At 53.7% G+C, this 1,749-nt stretch carries 1 rRNA gene; it reads right to left on the bottom strand.

What is annotated here, in order from left to right:
• Window positions 1–18: 18 nt before the first annotated feature.
• Window positions 19–1,749, bottom strand: a 23S ribosomal RNA gene (locus KJI95_RS19345); the annotation flags it as partial.

Raw genomic sequence — 1,749 nt, 5'->3', positions numbered from 1 at the left:
GAAACCCATCTGGGTTGTATGGTTAAGCCGCACGAGTCATTAGTACAGGTTAGCTCAACGCCTCACAACGCTTACACACCCTGCCTATCAACGTCCTGGTCTCGGACGGCTCTTCAGTGGACTCTAGGTCCAAGGGAAGACTCATCTTGGGGCTCGCTTCCCGCTTAGATGCTTTCAGCGGTTATCGATTCCGAACGTAGCTACCGGGCAGTGCCATTGGCATGACAACCCGAACACCAGCGGTTCGTTCACTCCGGTCCTCTCGTACTAGGAGCAACCCCCCTCAATCTTCCAACGCCCACGGCAGATAGGGACCGAACTGTCTCACGACGTTCTGAACCCAGCTCGCGTACCACTTTAAATGGCGAACAGCCATACCCTTGGGACCGACTTCAGCCCCAGGATGTGATGAGCCGACATCGAGGTGCCAAACACCGCCGTCGATATGAACTCTTGGGCGGTATCAGCCTGTTATCCCCGGAGTACCTTTTATCCGTTGAGCGATGGCCCTTCCATGCAGAACCACCGGATCACTATGACCTACTTTCGTACCTGCTCGACGTGTCTGTCTCGCAGTTAAGCTGGCTTGTGCCATTACACTAACCACACGATGTCCGACCGTGTTTAGCCAACCTTCGTGCTCCTCCGTTACTCTTTGGGAGGAGACCGCCCCAGTCAAACTACCCACCAGGCACTGTCCCTGACCGCGATGAGCGGCCTAGGTTAGAACATCAACACTACAAGGGTGGTATTTCAAGATTGACTCCACGAGAACTGGCGTTCCCGCTTCAAAGTCTCCCACCTATCCTACACATGTAGGGTCAATGTTCAGTGCCAAGCTATAGTAAAGGTTCACGGGGTCTTTCCGTCTAGCCGCGGGTATACGGCATCTTCACCGCAATTTCAACTTCACTGAGTCTCGGCTGGAGACAGCCTGGCCATCATTACGCCATTCGTGCAGGTCGGAACTTACCCGACAAGGAATTTCGCTACCTTAGGACCGTTATAGTTACGGCCGCCGTTTACCGGGGCTTCGATCATGAGCTTCTCTTGCGATAACCCAATCAATTAACCTTCCGGCACCGGGCAGGCGTCACACCGTATACTTCCTCTTGCGAGTTTGCACAGTGCTGTGTTTTTGATAAACAGTTGCAGCCAGCTGGTATCTGCGACTGCCAACAGCTCCGGGAGCAAGTCCCTTCACCATCAGCAGCGTACCTTCTCCCGAAGTTACGGTACCATTTTGCCTAGTTCCTTCAGCCGAGTTCTCTCAAGCGCCTTGGTATTCTCTACCCGACCACCTGTGTCGGTTTGGGGTACGATTCCTGCTAACCTGAAGCTTAGAAGATTTTCCTGGAAGCCTGGCATCAATCACTTCAGTCCCGTAGGACCTCGTCATCAGCTCTCGGTATATATGTGCCCGGATTTGCCTAAGCACACTACCTACCACCTTAAACGCGGACTACCAACGCCGCGCTGACCTAGCCTTCTCCGTCTCTCCATCGCAGTTAGCAGAAGTACGGGAATATTAACCCGTTTCCCATCGACTACGCCTTTCGGCCTCGCCTTAGGGGTCGACTCACCCTGCCCCGATTAACGTTGGACAGGAACCCTTGGTCTTTCGGCGAGGGGGTTTTTCACCCCCTTTATCGTTACTCATGTCAGCATTCGCACTTCTGATACCTCCAGTGTGGGTTACCCCTTCACCTTCAACGGCTTACAGAACGCTCCTCTACCGCGTACACGTTA

The organism is Shewanella jiangmenensis (genome assembly GCF_018596335.1).
Taxonomy (GTDB): Bacteria; Pseudomonadota; Gammaproteobacteria; order Enterobacterales; family Shewanellaceae; genus Shewanella; species Shewanella jiangmenensis.
This window is presented reverse-complemented; position numbering and strand designations above follow the sequence as displayed.